Raw genomic sequence first — 24,938 nt, forward strand, 5'->3', positions numbered from 1 at the left:
ACTTTTTATATACTAGTTAAGGATTCAAATTCTACATGATTAATTAGGGTTTATCCAAGAGTTTAAGGAGAACGAAGGTTGGATAAGTTGAGTGTTCTTTCCTTCTTTGTACGCTATAATAACATCTGAAATACTTGCATTGTCTAACCAAACTAATTGTGGATATGATTCTTTTTTTAATTTGGTTTCAAGTATTAATTTCATTCCGTAACTTATGACATCAAGACCGATAGTGTAACAACCATTAGCCTCGGGTTGGTGTTTAAAATTAAAACCTTTTTCCATCATTGCCTGATGTAAATTCTCCGCTTTTTGTTTGTCCTTTCCGTATAAAATTATTGCTTTCCGACCTTGTTGCTCTATAAATGCAATGTCATTAAATTCTATGTCTTTTATGTTCTTAGCAGTCATTATCGCTTAGTTTGAATTAGCTTTATAGTATAAATAAAACAATTGTATTTGTTTCTGTTATATGTAAATATAAAAGTAGATAATATGGAGGAATTATTTGCAGAACCTGATTAGATGTTTAATCCTTTTTCCTAAACCTCAATCTAGGTAAAACAATTTTGTATTCCCTATCCTCATCTTTGTTATACCAGTAGACAATATATTGTACTTTGGCCTCTTCGATGGCATATCCTTTGTTTAGCATTGGGTTATACTGTTCCTCAACAAATTTCCTAGAAAATAGCAGTAGATTACCTTGGTTGTTTTTACACAATCCAGGTGCTTCATTATCCGCAAATTTCATAATATCCTTTTCTAACATATCACCAGTTCTTATAGTCCTTAAAATCGATTTTGATCCAGGATATTTTAGGGAACTTAAATTAATGTCTTTGTGGCTTAATATCATCTCGTACACCAAAGGTTCTTTTAATTCCCTGTGGAATAAACTTCTATGAATATATTCTGTATTAATTTGATCATAAAAATTCACATTGGAATGAATGTGCAAGGTCTTTTTTGCTCTTGAACTTGCCACATATAGCAATCGCCTTGATTCATCAGAAGAATAGTCATAATCTTCCACCAGCATATACACATGGTCAAATTCCTTGCCTTTAGCCTTGTGCATGGTGGAAACAACAACGACTTCCGAGTCAGGTTTAATGACATCTTCCATATTGATTTCACGGCAATATTCCCTCCAGTCAACCAAAAGTTTTTTATCCAGGAATACATGATCAAATTTATTAATCAACCCAATACATGTTTCGTAATGCTCATTGCCTCGATATGTTTCCCTAAACCAATCAACCGTTAATTCCCAAGTTGTCTCTAATATGATTCCGGTATTTCCTGCTTCTTTTTTTAGCCGTTGATCAAAGGTTCTTATTTCATATAAATCAGAAACTCGAAACCCTTCAAACCCCGCCATTAATCTAACCTTGAACCCCAAGTCTTTAAGTAAAAAACTAACAAGAAGCGCTTGCATATTTGTTCTTGTCAAAACAGCTTTACTGCCAGACAAACCAATTGTATGCAAATAATCAACTATAGGTTGTTCCAGGTGCTTTCCATTATATTTTATTATGGAGACACTTCCTTGACCTCTTGTATTGCTAGCAACCAATCGTTGCCTTTTTAATCTATTTCTAAGGTAAATTAAGGTGTGATTATTAAAATCTACTATTTCAGAATAGCTTCTATAATTCTTTGGTAGCGTGTACAAGGTGGCAGCATAGTCATTCTTGAACTTGCTCATAAATGCATTAGAAGAGCCTCTAAAACTGTAAATGTTCTGATCATCATCTCCAACAGCTATGACTCTAGGACTTTCAGCTTTTTTAATAATTAATTCTATTAACTCCCATTCTTCTTTATTGATATCCTGAAATTCATCAAACATCAATATACTCTTGTTTTCAATGGAAGTAATATCTATTTCTTCCTCTGTAATGGCCTTTATACAAGCCCTGATTACGTTCTGCGACTTCTGTAGGTCACCTAATTGTCCAAGTAGCTGAAAACAAAAACCATGAAACGTCGTTATCTTTATAAGACCCGAATATTCAGGAACCAAGTTCCTTATACGCTGCTTGAATTCTAAGGCGGCAGCTTTAGAAAAGGTAAGCATCATAAATTGTTCAGGTTTTATATCCTCAATAAGTAGCAAGCTAGCTATTTTGTGAACCAATACCTTTGTTTTTCCACTACCAGGGCCTGCATAAACTAAAATTCTATTAGAATCATTATCTTCCATGACCTTCATTTGGTCTTGGTCTAAATTCCCAATGATTTCCTTGAACCGATTAGGTGTAATCGCCCTTTGGATATCTCTTTTTTTACGTGGAAAGTAACGGGCCAAAAACTCTTGATATTCTAAGGTGAAATAATCGTTCACGTAGGATAAAGCAGATTCATAATTTTGCACACATTTCTTGGCATATTCGCCTACTATATGAATCTGTTCTGTTCGATGAAGATAAAAATCATTCATCTTGCGATAGTGGTCGGTGGTGAAAACACGTTTGGTTTTGTCGACATCCGAAATATTCAATTTATTATAAGACACCATGAAGCCTCCTTCTAATTTAATGGCTTTTATGTCGTTTAGGTATAACAAACATCGTTCATACTTCTTAGTGTTTTCCTCCACTAAGTTCCCCATAAACTGGTTGGATGCTTTCAGCTCAAGTAATGAAAATGAAACCGGAACTTCATCCTTTCTCCCTTTATGATCTTTGTTGTTAGATGCGAGTTGTTCAAGATATCTAAAAGTTGACAATGTTAAATCATGGCGCCATTTTATATCGTCATTAAGAGTATCACGGTTTATAATTTCAATATCATATATATCTCGTTCTTTATCTTTTCTACTTTTCTTTATAAACCTTCTTTTATCCCAATAAGTTAAAAGGAGTCTGATGTGCTCAACACCTGATTCAACTACGCCATTATCCAGTAATCTCTGATTGAGCTCTCTTAATGGGATGGTGGTTTTTCTTGATTTTAGTAATTCCAACAGTCCTTTTTCAACCTTCAAAAAGGCCTCCATAATTTTTTTCGACCCATTTTTGGACTGTACTAAACTTAAAAATGCTGTAAGATCCTTTGCATCACCCAAAATGGACAGGTCTCTTAGCATTCTAATGACATCTTGAATTCTTTTAGCACTAAGTTGTGTAATGTCCGCTAAGTAATCAACCCTTGTTTCATCATCCGTAATTATTCGCTTCAATACAATGGCACAATCCTTTTTGTCCTCATCGCTTATCTTGTTGCTTTTTCGAAGTATTTCCTGTCCGCTGCCAAAATTCTTAACCAATAAACTATCAGCAAAAACCCTTGGCGTATTCAAAGACCTCACTAAAAAGCCCTGGTCTTCAAGTGCAGAAATAGCTGTTTTGACTTTAGTTTCCAAATCCAACATCTCGGCATCCCATCCTGATTTTTTGGCAATCTCCAGTGCTGACTGGCTAATCCTATCCCTATATTTGGATTGACTCTTTATCGCCCTCCAAACATCTTTTATTTCCTTATGATTTAGTTTTGTCTGCTGGAGTAAGCTGAAATGCTTATTTAAATCTTGTTCGGTAAATAGTATGTAGCACTTGGCATTAATTATTTCATTCCTACCAGCTCTTCCTGCTTCTTGGATATAATTTTCCAACGAATCTGAAATATTATAATGAATAACGGTCTTTACATTGTCCTTATCAACCCCCATTCCAAAAGCGGATGTTGCAACTATGATTTCCTTCTGCTCATTCATAAAGGCATCCATATGGACCTTCTTATTGTCTTTATCCAACTTCCCATGAAAAAATGTCGAATCAAATCCAGCCTCATTAATCAAGGTACTTACCTTTTCAACCTCTTTGGTCCTTGAAGCATATATGATAACCGGCTTTTCACAGTTTTGAAGGATTGGGAACAGATGATTCATTTTTCTTGTTGGATCCTCTACATTAATGACCTCATAAGAAAGGTTGGTTCTTCCTTTGTTGGTTACAAACTCCTCTAGCTCTAAACCCAAATGGTTCCCAAAGTATTGCTTTATATCCTTTATTACTTGGAGTTTTGCAGTAGCCGTAAAGCAGGACACAGGTATTGGATTGGTGCCTTTCTCATTTTCTACCTTTTTAATAAAATCTGCTATAAACAGATAATCTACCCTAAAGTCTTGTCCCCAACTCGAAAAACAGTGGGCTTCGTCAATAACAACGCGCCCAATGGAACGCGTTAGTATTAACCGGAATATGGAAGGGGATCTTAATGATTCGGGTGATACATACAAAATGTCAGCCCTGCCATCACTAACCATTTCAAATGCTTCCTGCCGTTCTAGAGGAGATAATAATCCATTGATGGCTACGGCTTTCGTTATTCCAAAGCGCTCCCTTAAATTGTCAACTTGATCCTTCATCAAAGAAATCAAGGGAGATATCACAATGGTTAGGTGTCTTGTTGATTGCCCTTTCATAAGAGCAGGCAATTGAAAAGTTAGTGACTTTCCACCACCAGTAGGGAAAACCGCAACAAAAGATGTTCTTTTTAATCCAGCCCTTACGGCTTCTTCTTGCAAGCTAATGGTTCTAAGGTTTTCAAATTTTCTAAAATCTGTATAACCGAAATATTCATGAAGTGCTTTTTTAGGGTTTAATTTGGTTGAACAATAGTGGCAATTGGTGTTAGCACAGGATTCAAAACGAATTTCATTTAAAATTTTTTCAGCCTCAGGATATTCATGTCGTACCCAAGGAGGTAATAAGGCATCTTCATCTCCAAGTTTTAATAAAGTAAATACATATGCTAATCCTACTGGATTATGGGTCTTATAATAAGCTAAATCAACATCCGAGCAGATAGCGCCATTCAATAATTCTCCAACACCTATGTTAATGGCTTTTGAAGAATCAAATGCTGCCAATTCAAAAAATACATTAAAGCTTGATTCATGTTTAAGTAATCCATAGTAAACGCTCTTTTCCTCAAGACTTAAGCTGCTGAACCTGTTTAGCTCTTGAACCAGGTAAGCTTCAGTTAATTTACAATCTGATAAAGGGTTGTTTACTTCGGAGGCATTTACAATGCGGTATCCTTTAGTAAGCTTATGGTTTGGTCTTTTAACAAAAAGCAACGGAGACCACAACAAAGTATCTATGAATTTTTTATCGGCAAAAATGTAATCTCCTAGTTTCTCCCTTAATATGGGTATATCATGATTTAAGATATTGTGCCCACAGATATATTCAGCTTCCTTGATCCATTGTTCTAATTTGTGGGTGCTTTTTTCATGCAGTTCCTGCCCCTTGAAAGTTGCGCCGTAATCAACTTTCTTTTTCTTTGGATGGGATTCTATATCTAAGAATAGGATGTTTTGCATGTGTACTCTTAATTCAGAGAATTAAAATTTCTTCATTTTTATGCTTTTCTACTTGAAAGACTTATCCGAAAACCTTCATAAAACTAATTCTATCAGCGTCAGAATTGAATTCAAACATTTTCATATGACGATGAGTCCTTTCCGTATTTTCAGTAAATATTCTTCGAGTATTTTCAGATGTGTCAAGCTCTATGGTTAACGCCTTAATATCTAGGTCATAGCATTCAGAATAGGATTTGTGTTTGGCAGAAGGGAAACTGTTTTTGAATTCTTTATTATATTTTGGCTGAAAGTATTTAATTAGGGCAGCCTCTGTAAAGTTAATCCTTTGCTTCTCGGTTAATGAAATACCATTGTTGTTAAAAAAATGTTTTTCTTTTTCGATTTCAATTTGAGAGTCTTCTTTTTTAGTTTTGATTAAATCATTCGGAGCTGAAAACAGCATACTTTGTTGACTGAAATTTGTAAGTAGTATCCAAATATCTGAGTCCGGATATTGAGTTAGTGAATGGGTATATATTTTTTGAACAGTTTCATGAGTGGATAACCTGTCCAATGCAGTTCTTTTACCATTTATTCCATAAGCCTGTCCAATGTATAATACCTCGTAATCTAAAAAAGGGACATCGATATTATCTTTAAGTTGGATACTGTCAATCAATGTGCTGGGCCGGGCGCCTAGTAGTACACCATTTTTATCTGAAAGGGTAAATAAATTATAAGGATATTCTGTCCGGAACTCCAATTCGGATTGAGCTTGCTGAAATTCAAATCCTACGTTGACCATGCCAACTTCATCCTTGTTATGAATTATAAAATTTAGGTTCGCTTTATTTCCATCAATTTTGATTGGATTAGGGTCGACAGTAACTTTGGGCCTTCTTAAAACAAAATAAATGTTACAGGGATTGTCTTCAGTAAACACCTCGTTGGCTTGTGCGTAGCTATCTAAATCAGACCCGAGAACAAATTGATATTGATTTAGATACATTAACAAAAACGTCTCAACACCAAAACGGTAGTTATTACCTCCTAAAATATCTTTCATCTTTAAATATTTTTTTTAGTATTTCAAATCAATAAAATAATGCTACTTACTTTTCCAAATAGTTTTTGTTTTTCAAATACTCCATCATTTCTTTAAGTATTTCAAAGGCCTTTTGGCTTAATTCATCAACTTTTGGATATGTTTTTTTGTTTTTCATATTTTAGGGAATTAAACTACTTTAATTATATAAGTCCTTGCCCTTTTCTTTTATCCCAGTCTCTAAGAATGAACTCACTAAAATCGTCGTCATTAGCATGCTCCAAAACAATAATCTGCGGTCTAAATCCAGAATTTTTTTCAATCAAGTCGATTTCTTCATTCATTACTCTAAATAAGTTCTTAACTTGTTCGATGTTTTCATCATATTCTTCTGCCTCTTCATCTTCCAGTTCTTGCTTATTCGCTGTCTTCGGGAAATATACTTGACTAGGTTGATCGAGGATTAGAAAAGTTGGAATTACCGATTTTTCGTTTGCACAATTTAAATGTAAAAATGAAAGAAAAATGGATAAATGGCAGGCCAACCAATTGGCACCACTGCCCATTTCGTCTAATCTAATTTTTCCCTTATTTTCATGATAAAAGGAAAAATCAGATAAATTAAAATTAAAATCTATTGGTTTTAATTCTTTTTCAAAATCTAGTTTATTTGCAATACGATCCATATTACCTTTTAAATGTACCTCGGAGTTTCGATAAAAAGTTTCAATGTCATATTTAGCCAGTGATTCCTTGTTGATTTTTAATTCGGATAACAATTCATTTAAGTCTGAATTTTCAACTTTTAGACTATTGTTTTTAAGGAAATTTTCGATTGTATTTTGAATTACTCCTCTATGGAAAATAAGTTTCTCCCTGTTATTTAAGCCTTCTTTAATCGCTTTGTTTTGAGCAGTTAATCGACTTATATATTTTGATAATTTATTTATTTCTTTATTTATTTCTTTCTTTTTTTTCCTAAACCTCGATACGATTTCAGTGTTGTCTTTGGAATAGGTTCCTAATTTTTTTAGTTCCTCTAAAAGCTTTTGTCTTGAGGAATGGAGGGTGCTTATATTATTGTTTATTTCAGCAACATTATTATTACACAAAGGACAATTAATGTCTTTATGATTTTCAATTTCATCATTTTGTTTGGAATGAATTTTTACTAACTCTTTAACGTAATCTAGACTTTCACCATCATTATCATATATGCTGTTAATTGCTTTTTCTATTTCTGCTCTTTCAGAATACTTTTCATTTAATTGCTTTTGAAATTCATTCAGATCTTTAAAAAGTTTCGATTGATTATCAATTATAATAGGTGGGAGAGGAAGGTTAATTGATATTTTTTTTAATTCTGGTAGGCTTAAATCGTCTTCTAATGTTTTGCCTAACATTGAATAATATAGTTGAATTAGATCTCTTAAATTCTTTATTTCATCCTCTTTTCTGCCTCTTAAAGTTTGAATGATTTTTTTTTCCGCTTTTATTTTGGTTTCAAGTTCTTTGACTTTTCTTGTCAACTCATAATAATTTTCATCCACAGAGCCGAATAAGACTGGAAAAGCTTCTATGATTCTTTTTCGCTTATTAAAGTCGTCGAATCGGTAAAATAGAGCATGTTTGTTTGCAATTAAATTTTGATGCTGAAACAAAAAGGAAACAGCATCTCTTATGGATAGTTTACCTAATTTCTTCTCATTCTCCGTATCTAATTTTTCTATAGATAATCCAATATGTCTCTCAAAGTCAGTCTGTACATCCCCTTTAATTGGTTTTGCGCTAATTTCATTAAAATATTCATATTGAAGATCTTTCAAATTATCATCATATTCAAACTCTAAACTAAAATAGGCTTCATTTATATTGCCTCCTTCCGGTGATGGTCTACCTACAATGAGATAATGATCTTCTAATTGATATATTACTACAAATAGGGAGGCGTAATTGGTAATCTTTCCTTTGGGAATACTAGATCTTGAAGAAAATAAGCAATAATCGACTATTTCAATCAATGCACTTTTACCAGTTTTCGAATCACCGGTAATGATATTTAAACCATCATTAAATTCAATATGTCTTTTTTCACCGGACTCTTTGAAAATAGCAATTTGCTTAATTATAAGTTTCATAATTCAGTTATTCTTAATTTTAAAAAAACATCTAAATATCTTTCTTTGGAGATTACCATTCCAAGGTTGTATGATGCCTTACTGATTTCCATTAAATCAGGATTCTCTTGTTTTGTATAATGAATTGGAGACGATACGGATATAAAGTTATTTATAGATATATTCTGTTTGTTTCCAAGATATATCAAAGCCTTATTTGTAATTCCTTTGTAATCGCTTAGCTTTTCGTTTAATAGGCTTAGAAATAATTGGTAGTCATTAATTTTTATTAATGAGTTTAATTTTGATTTTTTGTTTAATCTTGACAGCTTTCCACATAACATCTCATTATATATAAACGGAAGAGCAATATAAATTAGTTCGGTTTTAATTCCTTTTGGGTTTATTGATTGCGCACCAGAAATAAAGAATAATAATATTCTACTGGTATATAAAGGATTGAAAATTAAGTTTTCTAGTTCTTTAGCTTTCATCGTTTTCTTTTAGCATCCATTTAAAATTGTGATCTTCCTCGGCATTAAAATGCAATCTTCCTTTAGGGTAATATTCTCGCACACCCTTAACCCCTTCTATGTCTGTTTTAGCGGATACGTGTAATAAACATTCATCATAATACTTTTTAGACATTTCTTTGATTATTTCTTTATTTGGATTTTCTAACTTGTCAATGTGTTTAGCCTTAAACCAGAGCATGCTTTCTGAAATTTCCTCATCATAAAGATCTAATTCACCAGACAAATTGGATCTACCGATAATCATTTTTATCCTACTTTTTTGTGCTCTTAAGTAATCGTTGACAGCAAAACTTACCATATTCATGTAATCAATTTCTTTTAACTTTTCAGTAAAGCTAAACTCGTTCTCGTCACCTATAACCTCTGTTTTAGATATGATTGGAAAAATAAAATCTTCTATTTGATATTTTTTTAACTCGCTTTGTAATGTGCTTCTAAAATCATCAACATTAATTTTCCATATATAATTATTGCTGCCGGATTTTATTAGCGTGGTATCAATGTATCCCATTAACCTTTGAACCAATGGTTCTCTATTTTTTTCTTCAAGTGAATTAATAATAACTACATGGTTCAATAGTTTTTCGTTGTATAAATCATGTATACTAAGTTGTTTGTCTTCTATTACAAATCTTTCAAGAAGCCTGCTTAATTCGGAGGAATTACACTTTTTGACTTTGTCAAAATGCTTTTTAATAGTATTGTTTGGAGCTATTTTTAGGATACTGTCAGCCTTTTGTTTGGAACTTAAATTTTCCCAATTACTAAAAATGGAGCCTTCTTTGATTTTTGCAGTTGTATGCAGTATTAGTTTTGAATAGGAGCTAAAGGCTTCGTAGTCTTCCGCGATATTGCCTAAAGTTTTCCAAAAATCAATATGTGTCTCATGCAATGTTTTGTTTGGATCTATGGAGTGTTTAATTTCCGACGAAGTTGTTTCGTCTGATACATCTCCATTACACTCTAAATATATAATTGTATGGTCTTTTGCCTCAAGGCATTTTAGTAGAGCAATCAAATTCTGATACTCAAAACCCATAATATTAGGTGTAGCTCCTATATTAGACATTTATGCAATTTAAAAACCAAACACTATTTCAATTTCTTAGTTATGTAGTTTTAATTAATCATACAGATTAGCTATAGTCTACAGTTAATAGTGAGATAAATTCTAAAAGTAATAAATTTTGATAAGAAAATATGCACGAAAATCATTTGGATTAAATAATTCATAGTAATTCCAAATAATTATGGAGCTAATGTCAGAAAGGTAATAGAAGGCTTGATACAAGGTTTAAACATTATTGTTTATAAACTGAATATTAAAGCAACTTAAGTAATTGTCTGACAGGCTATGTTTTATATATAACATTCTAGTTTAGGATGTTCTTGGTCAGATTTGAATATTAATGTCTAAATAATTAAAAAACACAGCAAAATACAACCTTATAGGAAAGAGAAGAGGTGATTACATATCTTCAATCTCAAAATCAAATAGCTCTTTTAGAGAAACGCCTAATACATTCGCAAGAGCTATAAGAGTTTCAAACTTAGGATTAGTTTCGCCTCTTTCTATTGCACCCAGGGTCTTTTTTGTAATACAATCGCTTTTGTCGCTTAATTCTTGCTGAGATATTCCTCTTTCTGGATAATCTGCACTTCTAACCCTTTCTCTTAATTTGACTATATGTTTGCCAAACTTCTTTTTTGCTTCGTCATTATCTATTTTATCCATGACAATAAATGTCTCGGTTTACAAATAATATTTTGGTAACCTGTAGGTTACTATTTTAATTATTTTTATATCTTTGTTTCAGTTTACATACTTTTGCGATTCTTCATAATAAAATATTGAAGCTTTCGCTTTGAATCTCGCCATTGAAAACTGGTAATTTTTGCAACGAGATGATAAGTAGATAGGCTCACGACCTAGGCGTGGGCTCACTTATTGTTGCAAGGTATACCAGTACCCCAATGGCAGTAAGCTGAGTTTCACGCTTTTTTGTATACTGCATTTTAGGGGTGAACTTGACTATTTCTTAGCGGTACTTTTTAGAAGTCTTGCAAGTATTGATAAGGCCATTTACAAACCAAAGGTTCTATTAATTGGAGACTAAACGTCCATACTTAAAAGTAACACCTACCAATTACCCTAATCATGGGGTTGGTATCAGCTACCAATCTGGTAAAACCAATTACGAGCTCCTATTTGTAAAAAAGCCCAAATGCCCCATATAGGCAATTTGTTATGGGATAGACGATACACTTTTTTTTCTCGGATCACGACAACCCTTGTATCCCATAACCTCACGATTCACTTTTTTAATGGTATCCGAGCCAAAGTATAATTAATAGCTCAAGTAGCGGTGCTTTTTACAGCCTGAGGTATGCCTTGTTATGAAGGAAACTGTCATACAAGAAGGTATATAAGGTAAAAGCGCCCATGTTTAACCTTTAAACCAAACCGCCTATGGATAGACACTAAAAAATAAAGCCTCCTAGTAAACTTTTGCAGGGTTCTTAGGAGGTCTTTATGGATTAAACAATAAATGTTCAACTTCTAATTCAAAATTATGAAAAATAATTATACAACTAAGGGTAGGAGCCTGTTATTCTGTATGGTTTTTTCCTGCCTGTTGCCCCTGTTTACTAATGCTATTCAACAGCTTCAAATCCATGGGGTTATAACCGATACCTCGGGCAACCCCTTAGCCGGGGTGCACGTGATGGTAGAAACTACCAACAAGGGCGTGGTCTCCAACTTTGATGGTTCCTATAGTATTAAGGCCTCCACGGGTGATACTTTGGTGTTTTCGGCCCTGGGCTTTGTAAGGCAGACCGTAACCATCAAAAATGGTACAGCGGTCAATGTCCAGCTTGAAGAGGATATCACCCAACTGGATACCGTAACCCTTAATGCCGGGTATTATACCGTTAAGGACAAGGAACGCACGGGCAGTATTGCCAAGATAGCGGCCAAGACCATTGAACAACAGCCGGTAAATAACCCCATGGCGGCAATGCAGGGGCATTTGACGGGTGTCAACATTGTACAGACCACTGGGGTGCCCGGTGGTGGCTATCAAATAGACATCAGGGGCAAGAACTTTATAAACGGTGGTACCGATCCCCTGTTTATTGTAGATGGCGTGCCTTATGGGGGCCAGTCCCTAGAGTCCACTTTGGTGTCCTCTGGTATCAATAGGGGGAACGTAAGCCCATTAAATGCCATTGATCCCTTAGATATAGCACGTATCGAGGTACTCAAGGACGCCGATGCCACCGCCATCTATGGTTCCCGTGGGGCCAATGGGGTGGTACTAATTACTACCAAAAAAGGTAGGGCAGGTAAAACAAAAGTGTCGGCTAGCCTAAGTACTACACTGGGACAGGTGCCTCGATTTATGGAACTCATGAATACTGAACAATATCTGGAAGTAGCCCGTGAAGGTGTGGTTAATGATGGCTTTGGCCCCTTTCTGGACAATCCGGCATTCGATTTTATTTGGCCCAGTTTAAAGACATGGGACCAAAACCGTTATACCGATTGGCAAAAGGAACTCATTGGAGGTACGGCCTACCGGAATAAAGTACAGGTATCCATTTCCGGAGGGACTGCCCAAACTCAGTTTTTGGTAAGCGGTAATTACCAAAAAGAAACTACGGTTTTTCCCGGGGACGGGAATTACCAAAGGGTTTCTGGGAGAAGCCATCTCACGCATCATTCTAAGGACGAACGTTTTTCGATTAGTTTGTCCACAAACTACAGTATAGAGGATAATAAACTGCCCCGTCAGGATTTTACCGTTTTGGCATACCGATTGCAGCCCAATGCCCCAGCATTATATGATGACAATGGCGACCTGAATTGGGAGGACAGTACTTGGGACAATCCTTTGGCATCCTTGCAACAAAAATACAGGGCACAAAGTAATACCCTAATAGCTCAAATGAACCTCTCCTATAGGTTGGCTAATAATTTGGAATTACGGTCCAATTTCGGCTATACAAATAACCAAATGGAATCCTATAGGGTGTTTCCCAGTATGGCAAGACGGCCCAATCTTAACTTGGATGCCAGTAGTTCCTCCTTTGATATCAATAGGAGCAGTAGGGATTCCTGGATTATAGAGCCTCAATTGAATTGGAATCAGCAGTACGGCCAATTGACCATTAATGTGCTGTTGGGCAGCACTTTTCAAAAGCAAAGAGAACAAAACCTGGTACAAACCGCTAGGGGCTTTTCTAGTAATAGTCTGTTGTTAAACCTTTCAGCTGCCAATACTATAGAAGTTTTTAGAGACAATAATAGCGATTATAATTATCAAGCCGTATTTGGACGCATTAATCTAAACCTCAGGGATAAGTATATCCTGAATCTTACTGGAAGACGAGATGGCTCCTCCCGTTTCGGTCCCGGAAAGCAATTTGGGAACTTTGGCGCTGTTGGATTGGCTTGGTTATTTTCTGAGGAAGGGTTGTTCCAAAACAGTACCTTTTTGAGTTTTGGGAAGTTAAGGGGCAGCTACGGGATCACCGGCAGCGATAACATTGGTGATTACCGATTTTTGAGTACCTATAGTATCACGGGCTTTGATTATAATGGTATTTCGGCATTGGAGCCCACAGGGGTTTTTAATCCCAATTTTGGATGGGAATCTAATAAAAAACTGGAGGTAGCTTTGGAGCTTGGATTCTTTAATGATGCCATAAGGCTAAATACGGCTTGGTATCAAAACCGATCTTCCAATCAGCTTATTGGTATGCCTTTGGCGGGAACAACAGGTTTTAACAGTCTGGTGGCCAATTTTGATGCCACTGTAGAGAACACGGGTCTGGAAATCGATTTCCGCACCACCAATATACAGAGCAAACATTTTAATTGGAGCAGCACCTTTAATCTTACGGTACCCAAAAATAGGTTGGTACGTTTTCCCGATCTGGAAAATTCGGCCTTTGCCAATAGGTATCGGATAGGGGAGGCCCTTACCAGTATACCGCTTTACCAAGCTTTGGGAGTAGATCCTGATAATGGGCTTTACCAATTTGAGGATTATAATAATGATGGCAACATCAGCGCCCTGGACGATAAGCAATGGTTCGAAGACTTGGCCCCTGAGTTTTATGGTGGTTTGGGTAATACCCTAAGTTATAAAAATCTGTCCTTGGATTTCTTCTTTCAGTTTAAAAAGCAAAAGGCCTTTAATTATTTAAACTCGGGGGCTATGGTCGGTTTTAGACAAAATGCGCCCATACAGCTTTTGGACCGCTGGCAAAATCCAGGGGATGGAAATCCAATCCAACGGGCTAGTGGTTTGGCACGCTATCCCGGTGTATCGGAAGCCGAAGGGTTTCAGCGTGAGAGCAATGCGGCGGTTTCGGATGCTTCCTTTATCCGCTTACGGAATGTTTCCTTGACCTATAAAGTGCCCCAAAGCCTGAGCAAAGGGTTTGATATGAGCTTATATCTGCAAGGTCAGAACCTGTTTGTTATAACGGATTATGAAGGCCCAGATCCAGAGCAGGCCTCATTTGAGATTCTTCCTCCATTAAGGCAGGTAACCTTGGGGCTTCAATTGAATTTTTAACATAAAAAAGATGATTATGAAATTACATATAAATAAAACTAGTGTATGGATGTATACCATATGCGCCATGTTGATCTTAACAACCGTAAGTTGTGATTCCTTTGTGGAAGTGGATTCGCCAAAAAACAGTTTGGTTACTAAAACGGTCTTTGAAGATGCAGCCACGGTTGAAGCTGCCATGGCGAATATCTTTGTTAAGATGCGCCAACAGGGGCTGGTATCAGGAAATTTTTCGATAAGCGCCTCTTTGGGAATCTATGCAGATGAACTGGACTATTTTGGAAATTCCCCGGATATATTAAAGTTATATAGCCATAATGTATTGGCATCGGACGGTCAGGTGTCCCTTTGGTGGAACCATGCCTTTAATTTGATATACGCTGCCAACGATATTATTGAAGGTGTGGCCGCTTCGCAGACATTGAGCGAAGAAGATAAGAACAGATTTACAGGGCAGGCGCTGTTTATTCGTACATATTTGAATAGCCTGTTGCTAACCCTTTTTGGAGAAGTACCTTATATCATAACCACGGATTATGTTGCGAACAATAGGGCCTTTAGGACTCCTGAAGCGGAGGTGTATGAAAAGCTGATTGGAGATCTTAATGAAGCTGCAAATCTGTTGGAAAATAGTAATCAGGGAAATGAAAATATCTTACCAAACTTACAGGTGGTCCATGCTTTATTGGCGAGGATTTATCTATATTCTGGAGATTGGGCCATGGCTGAGACCATGGCCTCCAATCTGATTGGTGATTATGCACTGGAGGATATCGATAAGGTGTTTTTAAAAGGTTCAAGAGAAACCATTTGGCAGTTGATGTTGGGTGACAACCCGGTGAATACTTACGATGCCCTACAACTCATAATTACGGGCATACCCACACAAGGGATGGCGTTAACAGATGATTTACTGGCTGCGTTTGAGGCTGGCGATATGCGGTATGTCCATTGGATAGCCAATATAACCAGTGGCGACGGACAGACAACCTTATACTATGCCCATAAATACAAAGCGACCCATAATACCACTAACCAATCCGAAGAATACCCTATTCTTTTTAGATTGGCCGAACAATACTTGATACGCGCTGAGGCCCGTGTGCAATTGGGTGATATTTCGGGAGCGCAAGCAGATATCAACGCCATTAGAAACCGGGCTGGACTAAGCAATACTGCAGCTAATGATAAAGCTTCAATATTGGATACCATACTTGATGAACGCCGTTTGGAATTGTTTACCGAACAGGGACACCGTTGGTTTGATTTAAAACGGATGGGAAAAGCAGATGCTGTATTGTCCCCGATTAAAGCTGGGTGGCGCAGTACGGATATTATATTACCAATCCCTGAATCGGAATTGGAGCTGAACCCCAATTTAAAACCCCAAAATGACGGCTACTGATTTTAAAATTATAGATTATGAGACGTATTATTATTTTGATTATTAGTTTAAATGTTTTGGGCTGTTCACAATCCCAAAACATAAACCCCCAAGAACAAAAGGATTGGGCCTATTTTCAGGCCAATAAGTCCAGACTATGCGAAACCACCGAACAGTGCAATGCCCTAGATAACTCAAACCTTTTGGAATATTCCAAACTTATTGATGCCGTATATACCAAGCGTTCCAAAATGGCCGAGGATTTTATGGATAAATATCCCAAGAGTGAGCATTATAATGAAATGCTCAACCATTTTTTGAGTGTTTATTTTGAGCCGAAGTTCCTTACGAAGGATATGGATGATAAACAGATAGAGTTTTTGTCCCAATTCATTGGTCCGGTCCGCTATGGTCCTAAAGTATCCAGTTTTTATAGGGCATTGCAAATTGACGGCGAAGCGGTGCAACAATGGGTTAAGAAGGGCAACCGATTGGTGAATCAAGTATTGGAATCTAATGCTACTATGGAGCGTAAGGCTGAGGTGGAGGTTCGCTTACTAAACCGGGATTTCCATATTGCCAAAAGGTGGTATGATGCCCTGCCCAAAATAGATAGAGAGAATGACTACTGGTCTCATTTTGATAGGCAGTATTGGAACTTTATCAAGCAACGGCTAGTAGGTCTATTGGAGAAGTACCCAGACTATGAGCCATTGGGAGGATATATCTTTTCCTTAGTTGATGATACCTTGAGAATTAGGTCAGCAAAATTGTCAGAAGAGTATATAAGATTTTTTCTTGAATACTCTGGTGAGCAAAATCCATTATCCAATCGAAAAGGCGTAAGAGCCGTATACGACAGGCTAAATGATTATTTGGAAGCTGTTAAGGATTTGGAGCAGGAGGATGCATCGGAGCATTTTGATGCAGAACTTATTGGCCTTGATGGAACAAAGCTTAACCTTTCACAATTAAGGGGTAAAGTGGTGTTGGTGGACTTTTGGTCCACCTGGTGTGCGCCCTGTATTAAGGAAATGCCCCATGTGGCCGCCCTGTATAAAAAATATAGGGAGCATGGCTTTGAGGTGGTAGGCATCGTGTCAGGGGGGAACAAGGTTAAGGAGTCTGTTAGGAAAATTACCCAAAGGCAAGGCGCTACCTGGCTCCAACATATGGATATGGGAAATAATTCAAAGGTAAGTTATCATGCCCTATATAAAGTACATTCCTTGCCAACAGTTTGGCTTTTGGATAAGGATGGAAAGGTTGTAGATAAAAAGGCCAGGGGAGAACGTTTGGAACCTTTAATTAAGAAATATTTGGGATTGTAATATCCCAAGTAGTTTGAGTTGGTCAAAGAAAAGGTGCCCGTTTAGGGCACCTTTTTTAATGAATTTAAGGCTGTCTTAACTCGTCGCCAGCATTTAAGGCAGGCGTGTCGTAAAGTTGGTAAACACCTTCTTTACAGAGATTGCCCGATCCATTTTTGATACAATTTGTACTGACTTCTTCAATGCCAGGCTCAAAAGGATCGTCATAATAACCAATTTGGCTAGAATTAATGGATTCGGTGGCAAAAGATATACCTATGGCCAATAAAATAGCGAATGCAGGTATAACCATTTTTAAAAATTTAGATTTCATAATATTCTGTTTTAAATTATGGCCTACTCTTTTTTACAGGTTTTCGGCCTTACCCCTGACACTACGTAGTATGTTTTGTTTTTCTCATTGATAAAATCCCGATTAGGGCAAGCACTATAAATGCCCCATTGAATATGATATGCTCTTTCCATCCCAGTGTAGCTAGGATACCTCCACATGAACAGGGTATAGAATCGCTAAAGTTTAAAACCACAATTAAGTAGGTGGTGAATATGGTCATTAGCGATAGATCTGAATACAAGGCCAGTAGCCTGTATTTTGGAAAAAGAAATAATCCGGTAATTAGCAGTTCAACGGAAGGGACGGCCCAAACTATCCAATTGGCATAAGGGGAGATATAAGGAGAACGGCCCAGTTGAGATTTAAAATGGTTAAAATCCATGAGCTTACTTGTGGCAGCATAAACAAACAGTATTATGAATAATAAACATATACTATTTGCTGTAATTTGATATCCCTTGTTAGAACGTTTCATACCTTTTGATTTGATATGATAAAGTTCCCCAGTATTATTTGTTTGTCAGGGATATGTTTTTGACCCTTAAGGATTTATGGTGTAATCGCTTAAAATTTCAGTTAGATTTCCTCATTGAGGGCCTTTTTCCGAAGTTCGCTTGGCGTATATTCAAAGTGCTTTTTAAAGGCTCTTGAAAAATGAGGGAAACTTTTAAAGCCTACCATATGGGCAATGGATTTTAGTTGAAGATCGGTGTACTGGATCATCATCTTTGATTTTTTTAGACGTTCCAATAACAGGAAGCGATACACGGTGGTGCCGTATAGTTCCTTGAAGCCATATTTCAATTTGAATTCATTGGTTCCCAATTGCAGGGCAAAATCCCTTAGTGAGGGCAATTCCTTATCTAGGTTATTTACAATGATATCGTGCCCTTTGCGTATTTTTCTAATATCATCATGGCTCAACCTGATTTTTGGAGTTTTAGATGTGTTTTTTTTTGTTTCTAACGAAGGTTCTTTTCTAGTGGATTTAGTGATCCTGTTTTTTAGCTTTTTTTCAATTTCGGCCTGATTTGTCGATTGATGGATTATCGTCACTATGACCTGGCCTTGTTCCTCCTTTTTATTTTTGCAAGTGGTTATATGGCATACTTTGGGAATAATCAAGCTACTTTTGGTTTTGAAAATCAGTTCCAATGAAGTGTCATGTAAGTTTTTTAGAACCAGGGATTCCCAACATTGCTTCCATTTTGTTTGGGATTTCTTGATGAGTAAGGTCTCAAAAGGTTTGTTAATGATGTCTGTACAGAGCATAGACAGTATGTTACAGGCCTCTTTATTGGTCATTATAACATGGCCATGCTCATCCAGAAGGAAGGTCATTTGGACTATCTGACTGAAAGTTTCATTAGTATTAGCGTAGCCTTGGTGTATTAGGATCTCTTGTATTTCCTCAGCTAACATATTCAGCATTATAATCAGCGCTTCAACATTATTATTTTGTGAAGACCGTTCTAGACGATAAAAAAAGTTACCAGATGCCATTTCCAAAAGCATTTGGTTTATTTGACGCATTCTCTTGTTTTTAGCCATGGTGTCTTATTAAGCTTAGAATTGGGTTCGGGGTATTAATGACCTCCAATAGTTAAGGGGTCATTTAAAGGAGTTTAAAAATGCCAAAGCTTCTTCCATATCAATAAAGGCCTTAGTTGGAACTGGGGGGTTACTGGTCTGGATATAGAACTCCGAAAGCATTTCTGAAACGGGTGGTTCCACAATAAAAGCTACTGCCTTTATCAAGGTGGAGCCTTCAATAGCCAGATATGCCCTAGCGGATTTGTTAACTTCTTTTACGTCGCGTATATCACATAGCACAGGTAAAAATTGGCTCTCGTGCAATGAAAGTCTGTCTTTTACAATTTGGATAGCGGCATTTAGGTCTATACTAACATCCTTAAGATATGTTATATACAGGATGCCTTCGTCCAGACTATATTCAGCATAATCATTTCTGAAGTAGGTCAACATAAAATTAGAAAACTGGTTTTCAATATAAACTTACAAAAATATCTATAGATTTGGTGTAACTATCTATTTATCAGTTGGTAAAATTGATTTTTTCTTGTCTTCAAAGGAGTAACAATTACCTGTAAGGGATTAAACGGAAGGTTGGTTTCTTTATTTCCTACAAATGATATTAAATTTTATGTCATCAAACCTACAATAAGATGGCAAAGATCAAACACAACAATTTTTTGGACACCGTTAATGAGGTGTTTACAGATGCAAAACAAGAAGGCGTTTTACATTTATACGCCGAAGGCAACCAGTTCTCGGGAAGAAAGATAGGGATTAAGGACAGGACACTGTTTCATTTTGGAACAACGGGTTATCTGGGACTGGAACAGGATTACAGATTGAAAGCTGCGGCCATTGAGGCCATTCAAAATTATGGTACCCAATTTCCATTGTCCAAATCTTATATATCGAATCCGCTTTATAGTCAATTAGAAGAGAAAGTGACCCTAATGTTCGAAACTCCAATTATAATAACCAAGAACAGTACCTTGGGACACCTTGGGGTTATACCCAGTGCGGTTAAGGATCAAGATGCTATTATTCTAGATCATCAGGTGCATTGGAGTGTACAAAGTGCAGCTAAGGTTTTAAAGAATAGGAGTGTGCCTATAGATATGATCCGACATAACAATCTCAATATGTTGGAAGATAAAATCAAATCACATTCCGATAAACGCAAAAAGATTTGGTATATGGCCGACGGAATCTATTCCATGTATGGTGATTATGCGCCTATTCAAGATTTAAAATCACTTTGCTTAAAATACCCCCAATTACATCTTTACATTGATGATGTCCACGGTATGAGCTGGATAGGCAAAAATGGTACCGGGTATGCATTGAGCGAACTAGGGGAACTTCCTGAAAATGTTTTAGTGTTCGGAACCCTAAGCAAGACCTTTGGGGCCAGTGGGGCCGTGTTGGCCTGTTCCAATAAAAAGATGTACCATGAAATAAAGACATTTGGAGGCCCCTTGACATTTTCGGCCCAATTGGAACCGGCATCCGTTGCAGCTGCGACAGCATCAGCTGAGATCCACTTATCTCCTGAGATTTATGAATTGCAAAATGATCTTAAAGAAAGAACCAAATACTTCAATGGACTGTTGGAGCAAACGGATCTTCCCTTGATCGATAAGAACAATTCTCCCGTGTTCTACATAGGAACGGGAATGCCCAAAACAGGATATAATTTTGTGAACCGTTTGATGAAAGAAGGCTATTATGTAAACTTGGGTATCTTTCCGGCCGTACCTGTAAAGAACACGGGTGTACGTATTACCATATCACGACATAATGAAAAACAGGAAATCAAAGGGTTGGTAGAGGCCATGACCTATCATCTGCCAAAGGCATTGGAGGAAACACATACAAATTTGGGACGTGTTTATCAAGCTTTTAAATTGAATACAAAATCAGTGGAAAAGGATAAAACTGAAGACAATTTAAAACTGCAATTAGAAGATTCTATTTTGAAAATCAATAAAACGCTATGGAACCAATATGTTGGAAAACATGGGGCCTTTGATTGGGAGGGGCTTAAATTTCTGGAGGAAACATTTAGTGACAATCCTTCGGAAGAACATAATTGGAAGTTTTATTACGTGGTCATTTATGATCAGGCTAACCGTCCTATTTTGGCAACTTACCTGACACTAGGTTTATGGAAGGATGATATGCTGGCCAGCGTGAATGCCTCAAAATCTATTGAAGAGGAAAGACAAAAGCATTCCTATTATTTAACGTCAAAAGTGTTAAGTATAGGGTCTCTTTTTACCGAAGGAGAGCACCTTTATATTGATGAGACCCATTCGTTAAAAAAACAAGCATTGAACACGTTAATGAAAACCTTGGAGAACATGGAAGATAGCTTAAAGGCAAAAATGGTAGTTCTTCGTGATTTTCCTGAAAAGGAACCTTTGCATCCCTATTTTCAGGGACAAGGATTTATTAGGGTAAAAATGCCCGCATCATGTACTATCGACCTTAAGGAGACAACATCTATTGAAGACCATGTTTCAAAGCTGTCATCTCGAAATAGGAGACACTTAAGAAAAGAGATTTTGGACAAGGAACCGTTTTTGAAGATTCAAGTTTTAAATAGTTGTGACTATCAGGAAATAAAGCAGGTACAAGAGTTGTACAACCAAGTTCACAAAAACAACCTGGGGTTAAATACATTTACCTTTCCCGAAAGGTTATTTAAAAATATGTCCAAACATCCCAATTGGGAGTTTATTGTGGTCAGTATAAAGGATAACCCCGAAAAGATGATAGGAGTGATGCTGTGTTACAATAATTGTAATTATAGTTATGTACCAGCTTTTATAGGAATGGATTATATGTACCTAAAAGAATTCCATACTTATAGACAACTTTTGTATCAAACTATAAAACGGGCCATTAACATGAAATACAAACATGTTGATTTAGGTATGACCGCTTCTTTTGAGAAAAGGAAATTAGGGGCAGTTGTAGAGGAAAAATGTGCCTACATTCAGACTTCAGATAATTATACCTTGGAATTAATTGGAGTGATGGAATAGGGAAGTGAAACATTTAATGGGGAAATAACGGGTGTGTGGAGACGGTATACCAAGAATTAGTATCTGAATTTGAGACCAAGTTGGAGACTTTGGAATCCTCTAACAATGATATACTGTATAAGGCGGAAACAGGAATTGCCCACACCGAGAGGTGCATGAAACAACTGCGAAAAAATGTTGTAAAAAAAGGATTTAAAACCATACAGGATGAGGTATGGTTTTTCAAGCATATAAAGCCACAAATCTTTAGTAAGTTAATCTATTATGTTAAGTTGTATAATATTGAAAGTAAAAGACCTCGGAGCAGCTCGAAGTTCCAGGTAAAATACTTAAATAACCAAATCAATAAGCTTCAACTTTATTTTAATGACAATTTAGAGTTTTATCACTACTATCGCAGGGGAGCGACCACTTTGGATGAACAATATTTTGTTAGAGGTCAATCGGATTTACGTTCACCGACCGAGTCTTTTCATTTCTTTATTGATGAAGAGTTTTCAACTTGCCAGGATTGTGCGGTGGCCGTTATAATGGCTTACGATATGCTCATAGTTTACCTGCAACAGGAAATTGAGAAATTAGAAAGCAATACAGAGAATTTTAAATCAAATCCGATGAAGCAATCATCAAAGCTTTTCTGGACCGGAAGCAAAACAGAATTAATAGAACTGATATATGCCCTGCATAGCAGTGGGGCCATAAATAGTGGTACAGCTGATATTAAGGAAATGGCAACCTTGTTCGAACAGGTCTTTAACATTGAACTGGGGAATTATTATCACACCTTTATCGAAATAAGGGCAAGAAAATGCAGCAAAACAAAATTTTTGGATAAGCTGACCGAAGTGCTAAACAGACGGTTTGAAGAATTGGATGAATAATCCATAGGTGCCCCCAAGTTGGGGAAACTATTCAAAAGATTAAATGTTACATTTCTATTTGAATTGTGTACTACTATTAAAAAAAGCTTCCTTCAGAAATTAGTAAAGAATATCAAAAAATATGATGGTAAAAATCTCCCACCTTGGGAGTAGATATTGATGATAATTGAAAATACGCTCGCAGATTTGTAATGCGAAAGTCAAATCAGGGTAAAGTCGTCCAAAAACTATTATTGGTTTGCCGACGGCTTTACTTTTTAAAACCAAAATGAATGGGAGCAACAATTATTACCACAGAGGATCTTTATGATTTTAAAATTGAACTACTAGAAGAAATCAAGCAGTTATTAAACAATCAGCACGGTCAACCTGCAAAGAAATGGCTGAAGTCGCCGGAGGTCAGGGAACTTTTAGGGGTTTCACTAGGGACCCTACAGAACCTACGGATAAACGGGACATTGCCATATACAAAAATAGGCGGTATACTGTATTATGACTATCAGGAGATCATGGAGGTTTTAGAGAAGAACAGGATCCATAATAAATTCTAAGTATTGTTTTGCAGGAAATCAATTATATCAAGCACTTAAATGCCGTGTTTGAACAGTTCTCCAAGGATTCAAGACTGAACCCTACCCATATTAGTCTTTACGTGGCCCTGTTTCAACTATGGAATTATAATTTTTTTAGGGAGGAATTCTATATCAGCCGGGAAGATGTCATGGAGTTTTCGAAAATAGGCTCTAAATCAACCTATCACCGATGTATCAAAGAACTTGGCCATTGGAGTTATCTTCTTTACATGCCCTCTCATAACCCATTTAAAGGAAGTCGGATCAAGATGTTCGATTTTGGGACAAGTACTGGACAAGCTCTGTACCTGGGCCGTACCAAAACCGAAACAAGTGATGGACAAGCAGTGGTACCTATATTAAAACATATACAAACTATAGAAAACAATAAAAACAATAACAAACAGCAAAATTTTAAAATTTTAAATATTTCCAATTCTGAAAACGGAAGCAAACAGGAAACAACCGTCCCAATAGGGGACAACCTTAAGACAACTTCGGATAAAAATTATAATGAGCCCTTATGAAATTGATAACCCCGCATATAATTACCGAAGGAGGCAAAAAATATAAGTTGGGAACATTAAAGGGGAATGAAATCTTATACGACTTTGACCAAATACTGATTTACTTGGAAGCCAAAGGGAAGTTGTTGTTTGGAGATTATTTTAAGATTCATAAATCTGATAGAGCCATAATATATAAACTTTGCAATTATCAAATACGGGATTGGGCTACCTGTAAAAAACTGGGTATTGATCTAAGAAAGGGCATTTTATTGTCCGGGCCGGTTGGTTGTGGAAAGACCAGCTTGATGAAACTTCTCCGCTATATAACGCCCCATTATGCCCATTACGATGTCATCCCTACGCGTAACATAACTTTTGCCTTCAACCACATTGGCTATAGAATTATAAAGCAGTACGGTGATCACTGTTTTTACTGCTTTGACGATTTGGGAATTGAACCCATTGGTCGCCATTTTGGTAAGGACTGTAATGTCATGGGAGAGGTTTTACTCTCACGTCATGAACTTTTTTTGAAATATAGGTTTAAAAGCCATGGGACAACCAATCTGAATGCACATGAATTGGAGGAGCGTTATGGAAGTCGAGTTCGAAGCAGGATGAGAGAGCTATTTAATTTGGTTGCCTTTGATAATGGGAGCAGGGATAAAAGAAAGTAAATTTTTGAATACTTCTAATAAATAGTATCATATATGATACTATTTTCAAAGGTAATGGTTTTTT

19 protein-coding genes are annotated in these 24,938 nt (G+C 36.5%); 8 read left to right on the forward strand and 11 right to left on the reverse strand.

The window, feature by feature from the left end:
- Window positions 1-39: 39 nt before the first annotated feature.
- The 7 genes from Q0983_RS00215 to Q0983_RS00245 form a co-directional block, all read right to left on the reverse strand.
- Window positions 40-411: a hypothetical protein gene (locus tag Q0983_RS00215; RefSeq protein ID WP_299546926.1), complete on the reverse strand. Its 372-nt coding sequence runs from the start codon at window positions 409-411 to the stop codon at window positions 40-42.
- 118 nt (window positions 412-529) lie between these two features.
- A complete protein-coding gene (locus Q0983_RS00220) occupies window positions 530-5,335 on the reverse strand; it encodes a RecQ family ATP-dependent DNA helicase (protein ID WP_299546928.1) in 4,806 nt (1,601 codons plus the stop codon).
- A 61-nt stretch (window positions 5,336-5,396) separates the two neighbouring features.
- Window positions 5,397-6,383: a hypothetical protein gene (locus Q0983_RS00225; RefSeq protein WP_299546931.1), complete on the reverse strand. Its 987-nt coding sequence runs from the start codon at window positions 6,381-6,383 to the stop codon at window positions 5,397-5,399.
- A 182-nt stretch (window positions 6,384-6,565) separates the two neighbouring features.
- Window positions 6,566-8,500: a DUF3732 domain-containing protein gene (locus Q0983_RS00230; protein WP_299546934.1), complete on the reverse strand. Its 1,935-nt coding sequence runs from the start codon at window positions 8,498-8,500 to the stop codon at window positions 6,566-6,568.
- Window positions 8,497-8,973: a three component ABC system middle component gene (locus tag Q0983_RS00235; RefSeq protein WP_299546936.1), complete on the reverse strand. Its 477-nt coding sequence runs from the start codon at window positions 8,971-8,973 to the stop codon at window positions 8,497-8,499. The genes Q0983_RS00230 and Q0983_RS00235 overlap by 4 nt, the downstream gene beginning before the upstream one ends.
- Window positions 8,963-10,084 carry a hypothetical protein gene (locus tag Q0983_RS00240; protein ID WP_299546939.1) on the reverse strand — a complete coding sequence of 374 codons (1,122 nt, stop codon included), beginning with the start codon at window positions 10,082-10,084 and terminating at the stop codon, window positions 8,963-8,965. The genes Q0983_RS00235 and Q0983_RS00240 overlap by 11 nt, the downstream gene beginning before the upstream one ends.
- Before the next feature lie 399 nt (window positions 10,085-10,483).
- A complete protein-coding gene (locus tag Q0983_RS00245) occupies window positions 10,484-10,750 on the reverse strand; it encodes a helix-turn-helix transcriptional regulator (protein WP_299546942.1) in 267 nt (88 codons plus the stop codon).
- Between the two features lie 838 nt (window positions 10,751-11,588).
- Here Q0983_RS00245 and Q0983_RS00250 point away from each other — a divergent pair.
- The 3 genes from Q0983_RS00250 to Q0983_RS00260 are packed head-to-tail and all read left to right on the forward strand — an operon-like array spanning window position 11,589 to window position 17,318.
- On the forward strand, window positions 11,589-14,603 hold the full coding sequence (locus Q0983_RS00250) for a SusC/RagA family TonB-linked outer membrane protein (protein ID WP_299546945.1): 3,015 nt from the start codon (window positions 11,589-11,591) through the stop codon (window positions 14,601-14,603).
- 16 nt (window positions 14,604-14,619) lie between these two features.
- Window positions 14,620-16,008 (forward strand): RagB/SusD family nutrient uptake outer membrane protein, encoded by a 1,389-nt coding sequence (locus tag Q0983_RS00255; protein WP_299546948.1) that lies wholly within the window; start codon window positions 14,620-14,622, stop codon window positions 16,006-16,008.
- A 17-nt stretch (window positions 16,009-16,025) separates the two neighbouring features.
- A complete protein-coding gene (locus Q0983_RS00260; protein ID WP_299546951.1) occupies window positions 16,026-17,318 on the forward strand; it encodes a TlpA disulfide reductase family protein in 1,293 nt (430 codons plus the stop codon).
- Between the two features lie 64 nt (window positions 17,319-17,382).
- Here Q0983_RS00260 and Q0983_RS00265 read toward each other — a convergent pair whose 3' ends face one another.
- From Q0983_RS00265 to Q0983_RS00280, 4 genes are all read right to left on the reverse strand, one after another.
- On the reverse strand, window positions 17,383-17,631 hold the full coding sequence (locus Q0983_RS00265; RefSeq protein WP_299546954.1) for a DUF6520 family protein: 249 nt from the start codon (window positions 17,629-17,631) through the stop codon (window positions 17,383-17,385).
- A 61-nt stretch (window positions 17,632-17,692) separates the two neighbouring features.
- Complete coding sequence (locus Q0983_RS00270; RefSeq protein ID WP_299546957.1) at window positions 17,693-18,127, reverse strand: MauE/DoxX family redox-associated membrane protein; 435 nt, start codon at window positions 18,125-18,127, stop codon at window positions 17,693-17,695.
- Between the two features lie 101 nt (window positions 18,128-18,228).
- Window positions 18,229-19,185, reverse strand: a complete 957-nt coding sequence (locus Q0983_RS00275) for a helix-turn-helix domain-containing protein (protein ID WP_299546960.1) — start codon at window positions 19,183-19,185, stop codon at window positions 18,229-18,231.
- Between the two features lie 78 nt (window positions 19,186-19,263).
- Window positions 19,264-19,638 carry a hypothetical protein gene (locus tag Q0983_RS00280; RefSeq protein WP_299546962.1) on the reverse strand — a complete coding sequence of 125 codons (375 nt, stop codon included), beginning with the start codon at window positions 19,636-19,638 and terminating at the stop codon, window positions 19,264-19,266.
- A 200-nt stretch (window positions 19,639-19,838) separates the two neighbouring features.
- Here Q0983_RS00280 and Q0983_RS00285 point away from each other — a divergent pair, with 200 nt between their 5' ends.
- From Q0983_RS00285 to Q0983_RS00305, 5 genes are all read left to right on the forward strand, one after another.
- Window positions 19,839-22,235, forward strand: a complete 2,397-nt coding sequence (locus tag Q0983_RS00285) for an aminotransferase class I/II-fold pyridoxal phosphate-dependent enzyme (protein ID WP_299546965.1) — start codon at window positions 19,839-19,841, stop codon at window positions 22,233-22,235.
- Between the two features lie 155 nt (window positions 22,236-22,390).
- Window positions 22,391-23,116: an RteC domain-containing protein gene (locus Q0983_RS00290; protein ID WP_299546968.1), complete on the forward strand. Its 726-nt coding sequence runs from the start codon at window positions 22,391-22,393 to the stop codon at window positions 23,114-23,116.
- 272 nt (window positions 23,117-23,388) lie between these two features.
- Entirely contained in the window at window positions 23,389-23,667 is a 279-nt protein-coding gene (locus Q0983_RS00295; RefSeq protein ID WP_299546971.1) for a helix-turn-helix domain-containing protein, read from the forward strand.
- An 8-nt stretch (window positions 23,668-23,675) separates the two neighbouring features.
- On the forward strand, window positions 23,676-24,215 hold the full coding sequence (locus Q0983_RS00300) for a hypothetical protein (RefSeq protein WP_299546974.1): 540 nt from the start codon (window positions 23,676-23,678) through the stop codon (window positions 24,213-24,215).
- Window positions 24,212-24,874: an ATPase gene (locus Q0983_RS00305; protein WP_299546977.1), complete on the forward strand. Its 663-nt coding sequence runs from the start codon at window positions 24,212-24,214 to the stop codon at window positions 24,872-24,874. The genes Q0983_RS00300 and Q0983_RS00305 overlap by 4 nt, the downstream gene beginning before the upstream one ends.
- Window positions 24,875-24,938 lie beyond the last annotated feature (64 nt).

The organism is Seonamhaeicola sp., from assembly GCF_028281565.1.
Taxonomy (GTDB): Bacteria; Bacteroidota; Bacteroidia; order Flavobacteriales; family Flavobacteriaceae; genus Seonamhaeicola.

Coding starts and splice junctions, on each gene's coding strand:
- Q0983_RS00215 (WP_299546926.1), bottom strand. CDS start 411: ATGACTGCTAAGAACATAAAAGACATAGAATTTAATGACATTGCATTT.
- Q0983_RS00220 (WP_299546928.1), bottom strand. CDS start 5,335: ATGCAAAACATCCTATTCTTAGATATAGAATCCCATCCAAAGAAAAAG.
- Q0983_RS00225 (WP_299546931.1), bottom strand. CDS start 6,383: ATGAAAGATATTTTAGGAGGTAATAACTACCGTTTTGGTGTTGAGACG.
- Q0983_RS00230 (WP_299546934.1), bottom strand. CDS start 8,500: ATGAAACTTATAATTAAGCAAATTGCTATTTTCAAAGAGTCCGGTGAA.
- Q0983_RS00235 (WP_299546936.1), bottom strand. CDS start 8,973: ATGAAAGCTAAAGAACTAGAAAACTTAATTTTCAATCCTTTATATACC.
- Q0983_RS00240 (WP_299546939.1), bottom strand. CDS start 10,084: ATGTCTAATATAGGAGCTACACCTAATATTATGGGTTTTGAGTATCAG.
- Q0983_RS00245 (WP_299546942.1), bottom strand. CDS start 10,750: ATGGATAAAATAGATAATGACGAAGCAAAAAAGAAGTTTGGCAAACAT.
- Q0983_RS00250 (WP_299546945.1), top strand. CDS start 11,589: ATGAAAAATAATTATACAACTAAGGGTAGGAGCCTGTTATTCTGTATG.
- Q0983_RS00255 (WP_299546948.1), top strand. CDS start 14,620: ATGAAATTACATATAAATAAAACTAGTGTATGGATGTATACCATATGC.
- Q0983_RS00260 (WP_299546951.1), top strand. CDS start 16,026: ATGAGACGTATTATTATTTTGATTATTAGTTTAAATGTTTTGGGCTGT.
- Q0983_RS00265 (WP_299546954.1), bottom strand. CDS start 17,631: ATGAAATCTAAATTTTTAAAAATGGTTATACCTGCATTCGCTATTTTA.
- Q0983_RS00270 (WP_299546957.1), bottom strand. CDS start 18,127: ATGAAACGTTCTAACAAGGGATATCAAATTACAGCAAATAGTATATGT.
- Q0983_RS00275 (WP_299546960.1), bottom strand. CDS start 19,185: ATGCGTCAAATAAACCAAATGCTTTTGGAAATGGCATCTGGTAACTTT.
- Q0983_RS00280 (WP_299546962.1), bottom strand. CDS start 19,638: ATGTTGACCTACTTCAGAAATGATTATGCTGAATATAGTCTGGACGAA.
- Q0983_RS00285 (WP_299546965.1), top strand. CDS start 19,839: ATGGCAAAGATCAAACACAACAATTTTTTGGACACCGTTAATGAGGTG.
- Q0983_RS00290 (WP_299546968.1), top strand. CDS start 22,391: ATGAAACAACTGCGAAAAAATGTTGTAAAAAAAGGATTTAAAACCATA.
- Q0983_RS00295 (WP_299546971.1), top strand. CDS start 23,389: ATGGGAGCAACAATTATTACCACAGAGGATCTTTATGATTTTAAAATT.
- Q0983_RS00305 (WP_299546977.1), top strand. CDS start 24,212: ATGAAATTGATAACCCCGCATATAATTACCGAAGGAGGCAAAAAATAT.